Origin of the sequence: Mesorhizobium sp. M7A.F.Ca.ET.027.03.2.1, from assembly GCF_003999175.1 — a bacterium.
Lineage (GTDB): Bacteria > Pseudomonadota > Alphaproteobacteria > Rhizobiales > Rhizobiaceae > Mesorhizobium.
Map to the genome: position 1 here is coordinate 1 of NZ_RZOM01000345.1, position 5,520 is coordinate 5,520.

The 5,520-nt window shown below is 62.1% G+C and carries 8 protein-coding genes; 3 read left to right on the forward strand and 5 right to left on the reverse strand.

The window, feature by feature from the left end; genetic code table 11:
* On the reverse strand, positions 1 to 241 hold a 241-nt coding region (locus EN750_RS16565), incomplete at its 3' end, for a DUF1488 domain-containing protein (RefSeq protein ID WP_145967709.1).
* The gene (locus tag EN750_RS16570) at positions 238 to 486 is read right to left on the reverse strand and encodes a hypothetical protein (protein ID WP_127269690.1); all 249 of its coding nucleotides are present in this window, start codon (positions 484 to 486) and stop codon (positions 238 to 240) included. The genes EN750_RS16570 and EN750_RS16565, both read right to left, overlap by 4 nt.
* Before the next feature lie 250 nt (positions 487 to 736).
* On the opposite strand from EN750_RS16570, the gene EN750_RS16575 reads away from it, so the two are divergent.
* From EN750_RS16575 to EN750_RS16585, 3 genes are all read left to right on the forward strand, one after another.
* Positions 737 to 1,075 carry a co-chaperone GroES gene (locus EN750_RS16575; protein WP_127397050.1) on the forward strand — a complete coding sequence of 113 codons (339 nt, stop codon included), beginning with the start codon at positions 737 to 739 and terminating at the stop codon, positions 1,073 to 1,075.
* A gap of 33 nt (positions 1,076 to 1,108) precedes the next feature.
* On the forward strand, positions 1,109 to 2,740 hold the full coding sequence (gene groL, locus EN750_RS16580; RefSeq protein ID WP_127255944.1) for a chaperonin GroEL: 1,632 nt from the start codon (positions 1,109 to 1,111) through the stop codon (positions 2,738 to 2,740).
* Positions 2,741 to 3,002: 262 nt separating this feature from the next.
* Positions 3,003 to 3,500: a GAF domain-containing protein gene (locus EN750_RS16585; RefSeq protein WP_127397051.1), complete on the forward strand. Its 498-nt coding sequence runs from the start codon at positions 3,003 to 3,005 to the stop codon at positions 3,498 to 3,500.
* A 13-nt stretch (positions 3,501 to 3,513) separates the two neighbouring features.
* Here EN750_RS16585 and EN750_RS16590 read toward each other — a convergent pair whose 3' ends face one another.
* From EN750_RS16590 to EN750_RS16600, 3 genes are all read right to left on the reverse strand, one after another.
* Complete coding sequence (locus EN750_RS16590) at positions 3,514 to 4,569, reverse strand: YeiH family protein (RefSeq protein WP_127397052.1); 1,056 nt, start codon at positions 4,567 to 4,569, stop codon at positions 3,514 to 3,516.
* Positions 4,570 to 4,728: 159 nt separating this feature from the next.
* On the reverse strand, positions 4,729 to 5,007 hold the full coding sequence (locus EN750_RS16595; protein ID WP_127397053.1) for a type II toxin-antitoxin system RelE/ParE family toxin: 279 nt from the start codon (positions 5,005 to 5,007) through the stop codon (positions 4,729 to 4,731).
* The gene (locus tag EN750_RS16600; protein ID WP_127397054.1) at positions 5,004 to 5,285 is read right to left on the reverse strand and encodes a type II toxin-antitoxin system ParD family antitoxin; all 282 of its coding nucleotides are present in this window, start codon (positions 5,283 to 5,285) and stop codon (positions 5,004 to 5,006) included. Before EN750_RS16600 ends, EN750_RS16595 begins: the two co-directional genes overlap by 4 nt.
* Positions 5,286 to 5,520: the final 235 nt, after the last annotated feature.

Consider the following 5,520-nt stretch of genomic DNA (forward strand, 5'->3'; position numbering starts at 1 on the left):
CATACATGCTCTTGCGGGTGCGGTCGTAGGCCTTCGACGCCACCTCGCGGATGGCGCTGCTCTCGGTGTCGAATGTCTGGAGATAACCGGCTTCATCGGCAGCAGTGCCCGGCCGCATCTTGGCCATGGCGTCGGCAGCGACGGAAAATGAGATCTGGAACATGCCGTCATGGCCGACGAAACGAATGCGCTGGCCCGCTTCGTCATAGCTGCGGCTGGGGTTGGGGAAGGTGAGGCTCATGTCTTGGCCTCCGTGGCTTTCTTGGTCGCCCGCTTCTTCTTCGGCGTAGGATTGAGGGCCTCGGCGACACGATCGGCCTCTTCCTTGGCCAGCCGAAGCTCCCTCAGCCTTGCCGTCTTGATCTCCCTGGCTCTTGCCTCGGACATATATTCGGCGGTCGCCTTGTTTTTCTCCGCTGTCTTCTTCTGCTTGTCGACAAAGCGGGCTTCAGCTTTTTCCATGATCGTCTGATTGCCTTCGGCCATCGAAGAAATCTCCCTTGTGCCTGAAATCGTGAAAGTGAACTTGTCCGATAAATAGGCACTCGATCGGCAAAATTCAATCTTTTGAATTATTTGACATTCTGCGGATATCACGAAACGGCCAGCTGAAATAATACTTTTGAATATTTAATTTGGCCCGCGAATAATTTTTGGCACTCCTATCTATCGAGTGCCAACGCGTCTATAGAGGAGGGGCGTGGCCGCCTGTGCCGGCCCCAGAAAGAAAGTTCCCATGAAATTTCGGCCACTCCACGACCGCGTCGTCATTCGTCGCGCCGAAGGCGATATCAAATCCAAGGGCGGGATCATCATCCCCGACACTGCCAAGGAAAAGCCGCAGGAGGGCGAAGTCATCGCCGTCGGCCCTGGCGCACGCGACGAAAACGGCACGCTTGTTCCGCTCGACGTCAAGGCCGGCGACTTCATCCTGTTCGGCAAATGGTCGGGCACCGAGGTCAAGATCGACGGCGCGGACCTTCTGATCATGAAGGAAGCCGACATCATGGGCGTTATCGACAAGAGCGAGACGGCCGCAACCGACAAGACCGTGGCCGCCAAGAAAGCTGCCTGACCTCATTTTCTCCGAACGAACTGGATAAAAATCATGTCTGCCAAGGAAATCAAATTCTCCACCGACGCGCGCGACCGCATGCTGCGCGGCGTCGAGATCCTCACCAATGCGGTGAAGGTCACGCTCGGCCCCAAGGGCCGCAACGTCATCATCGACAAGGCCTATGGCGCGCCGCGCATTACCAAGGACGGCGTCACCGTCGCCAAGGAAATCGAGCTTGCCGACAAGTTCGAGAACATGGGCGCCCAGATGGTGCGCGAAGTGGCCTCGAAGACCAACGACCTCGCCGGTGACGGCACCACCACCGCCACGGTGCTGGCCGCCTCGATCCTGCGCGAAGGCGCCAAGCTGGTCGCCGCCGGCATGAACCCCATGGATTTGAAACGCGGCATCGACCAGGCGGTTTCCGCCGTGGTCAAGGAAATCCAGGCGCGCGCCAAGAAGGTCAAGTCGTCGGCCGAGATCGCACAGGTCGGCACCATCGCCGCCAATGGCGATGCCAGCGTCGGCGAGATGATCGCCAAGGCGATGGACAAGGTCGGCAATGACGGCGTCATCACCGTCGAGGAAGCCAAGACCGCCGAGACCGAACTCGACGTCGTCGAAGGCATGCAGTTCGACCGCGGCTATCTCTCGCCCTATTTCGTCACCAATGCCGACAAGATGCGCGTCGAGTTGGAAGAGCCCTACATCCTCATCCACGAGAAGAAGCTCGGCAATCTGCAGGCGATGCTGCCGATCCTCGAAGCGGTGGTGCAGAGCGGCAGGCCGCTGCTGATCATCTCCGAGGACGTCGAGGGCGAGGCTCTGGCGACGCTGGTCGTCAACAAGCTGCGCGGCGGCCTCAAGGTCGCGGCCGTCAAGGCGCCGGGCTTCGGCGATCGCCGCAAGGCAATGCTGGAAGACATCGCCGTGCTGACATCAGGCCAGATGATCTCGGAAGACCTCGGCATCAAGCTCGAAAACGTCACCATCGAGATGCTCGGCCGCGCCAAGCGTGTGCTGATCGAGAAGGACACCACCACGATCATCGACGGGGCCGGCACCAAGGCGACCATCCAGGCGCGCGTCGCCCAGATCAAGGGCCAGATCGAGGAGACGACCTCCGACTACGACAAGGAAAAGCTGCAGGAGCGGCTGGCCAAGCTCTCCGGCGGCGTAGCCGTCATCCGCGTCGGCGGCGTCACCGAGTCGGAAGTCAAGGAAAAGAAGGACCGCATCGACGATGCGCTGAACGCCACCCGCGCGGCGGTCGAGGAAGGCATCGTGCCCGGCGGCGGCGTGGCTCTGCTGCGTGCCCGCTCGGTGCTTGGCGGCCTGACCGGCGCCAATGCCGATGTCACGGCCGGTATCACGATCGTGCTGCGAGCGCTTGAAGCGCCGATCCGCCAGATCGCCGAGAATTCCGGCGTCGAGGGCTCCATCGTCGTCGGCAAGCTCACCGACAGCAAGGACCACAATCAGGGTTTTGACGCCCAGAACGAGGTCTATGTCGACATGATCAAGGCAGGCATCGTGGATCCGGCGAAAGTGGTGCGCACCGCACTGCAGGATGCCGGTTCGATCGCAGCCCTCCTGATCACCGCCGAAGCGATGATCACCGACATCCCGGCCAAGGATGCCGCGCCTGCGGGTGGCGGCGGTGGCGGCATGGGCGGCTACTAAAACCCAGGACTTGTTCGACCTGTTTGGGATGTGAATGGCGGCCCCCGATCGGGGCCGTCATGGTTCTCAAGATGATCCATCGCAAAGTTTACGCATAGCTGCCTTGCCGACCGGCTCAGCGCCGGGAGGCAATCCTGATCTTGCGGCTTTCGGAGGGGACGCAATCCACGCTAGACTGTCCAGGCGGCCGTCTGGTTGCGGAGCTCGCCGGACTTTGGCAAGCGATCGGACGAACCGCCACCCCCTATACGGAGACACGTTCATGTTTGCGGCCAAGGCCATCGACATCTCAGACAAGGCCGCGTTCTACCGCGACCTCGCCACTCAGCTTAAGGCGCTGCTCGACGGCGAGCGCGATTCGATCGCCAACGCCGCCAACACCGCAGCACTCATCTTCCAGATGGTGCCGGACCTCAACTGGGCCGGGTTCTATTTCCTGCAATCGGACGAGGAAATGGTGCTCGGGCCGTTCCAGGGCAAGCCGGCCTGCGTGCGCATCGCCGTCGGCAAGGGCGTGTGCGGAACGGCGGTCGAACTCGGCACCTCTATGCTGATCAAGGACGTGCATGATTTTCCCGGCCACATCGCCTGCGATGCCGACTCGCGCTCGGAACTGGTGGTGCTGCTCGAGGACGATGAAGGCGTTTTCGGCGTGCTCGATCTCGACAGCCCGCTGCCCGGCCGCTTCGACAAGGCCGACCAGGCCGGCATCGAGACGCTGGCGGCGATCTATGCCGCGTCGAGTTCGTTCGAGGACTGAGGCCCGGTTTAGACTAGGTGAATTTCACCAGCATCAGGCTGAAGCAGCCGATGAACAGGAAGGCCGAGAAGGCGAGCGCCAGCGGGCGCAGGCCGCGCGAGCGCAGCTGCGAGATGTCGGCCTGCAGGCCCATGGCGGCCAGCCCCATGGTCAGCATGATGGTGGTGGCGAGCGCCATTGCCGACTTCACCTCGGCTGGCACCGTGACGAGGCTGTTCAGCGCCACGATGGCGACAAAGGCGGCGACGAACCACGGCATGGGCGGCCGCGCCGCTACCTCACTGCTGCTCCTGCGGCGCGCCATCAGGCCGAGCGCGACGACCATCGGCGCCAGCATGGCGACGCGGGTCAGCTTGGCGACGGTAGCGATCTCGCCGGACTGGGTGCCGTTCTGGAAGCCAGCGCCGATGACTTGCGCCACTTCATGGATCGAGGCGCCGGCCCACAGGCCGAAAGCGTGCTGGTCGAGGCCGAGCAGGGGCGCCATGAGCGGGAAGCCGAGCATGGCGACGGTGCCGAACAAGGTGATCGAGGCGACGGCGTAGGTGACGTCCTCGTCGCGCGCATCGGTGACGATGTTGGTGGCGACGATGGCCGAGGCGCCGCAGATCGAGGTGCCGGCGGCGATCAGCTGCGCCAGCTTGGCGTCGACGCCGATCAGCCGACCGAGCGTGGTGGTGAAAACGAAGGTGGCGCCAAGCGTCGCCGCGACCATGCCGACGCCGCCGGCGCCGATCGAGACGATCTGGCCCAGCGTCAGCTGGAAGCCGAGCAGAACGATGGCGAAGCGCAGCAGGCGCTTTTGCGAGAATGCGATCCCGGCTTTGGCGTGCACCGGTGTGCCCAGCACGTTGGAGTAGATCATGCCGGCAACGACGGCCAGGATCATCGGGCTGAACAAGGCGAAGCCGGAGACGTTGCGGGCCGAGAAGGCGACGGCAGTGATCATCGCGACGAGCACGACGCCGGGTACGATGCCATTCCAATTAAGGGATTTTCGCCGTTGTGTCAGGTCGGCAGGAAACGTCCTTTTCGGAATATCGTTCGCGAAGTGGGAAACGGAAGACAATGCAATGCTCCAAGCGGGTGTGCTGGGAGAATGTCATTCCCGAACCGATCTTTCCAACGAATTATTCTCGTTAGAATGATCGATTTTTACGAACGATTTCCGGCGAACTCTTCCAAGCCTTGCCAATGCGTCGAGCCCAGGAACGTTCGAATCGGCTGACTAAAGCAATTCTTGCCACTGCCGTGCGCCATGGATAACGCGCACGATCTCCGCGCCGTCCTCGATCTGGCGATTGAGGACCAGGTAGTTTCCCAAGGGGAAGGTGCGCAAGCCCGCTCGCACTTCCGGTCGAGCAACACCCGGCATGTCGGCGATGCGCTGGCACTGGCCATGGATTTCGTCGTACCAACGCAACGCCGCAGCGGGACTATCCTCGGCGGTATAGAGCGCGATGGCCTCAATGTCCGCTTCGGCTTCGGGCCGTAAGCGCAGCGTCATCGCAACTCGCGCTCGGCGATCCTCGCATCGAGCTTGCTTTTGATCCGGGCGAAGGCTTCGCGGCCGTCGACAGCGTTGCCGCTTGCAATGCCTTCGTCCCAAAGCCGGCCCAACTCGTCGACAGCCTGTGCGCGTTGAGTGCGGCGAAACTTCCACTCGCGCAACGCCTCACGCATGACTTCGCTTGCCGAGGCGTATTCGCCCGCCGCGACGACCTCGCGCATCATGGTTGCCATTTCAGGGGTGAGGGCAACGCTGACCTTCTCGACATTCGACATCCGCATAGTCTCCTACGCATGCAAGGTAGGCAAGTTACCACCAGTTGCAAGGGCGATGGATGGCTCGCATGCTTGACAATGCTTCCAACCGGAGGATGCGATGCCGCGCGCAGCCGTCAAAGCTGCGCGCGGCATCGCATCCTCCGGTTGGAAGCATTGTCAAGCATGCGAGCCATCCATCGCCCTTGCAACTGGTGGTAACTTGCCTACCTTGCATGCGTAGGAGACTATGCGG

Excerpts from the sequence above, each read along its gene's own strand:
- groL (WP_127255944.1), top strand. The coding sequence starts at position 1,109 with ATGTCTGCCAAGGAAATCAAATTCTCCACCGACGCGCGCGACCGCATG.
- EN750_RS16575 (WP_127397050.1), top strand. The coding sequence starts at position 737 with ATGAAATTTCGGCCACTCCACGACCGCGTCGTCATTCGTCGCGCCGAA.
- EN750_RS16585 (WP_127397051.1), top strand. The coding sequence starts at position 3,003 with ATGTTTGCGGCCAAGGCCATCGACATCTCAGACAAGGCCGCGTTCTAC.
- EN750_RS16600 (WP_127397054.1), bottom strand. The coding sequence starts at position 5,285 with ATGTCGAATGTCGAGAAGGTCAGCGTTGCCCTCACCCCTGAAATGGCA.
- EN750_RS16570 (WP_127269690.1), bottom strand. The coding sequence starts at position 486 with ATGGCCGAAGGCAATCAGACGATCATGGAAAAAGCTGAAGCCCGCTTT.
- EN750_RS16595 (WP_127397053.1), bottom strand. The coding sequence starts at position 5,007 with ATGACGCTGCGCTTACGGCCCGAAGCCGAAGCGGACATTGAGGCCATC.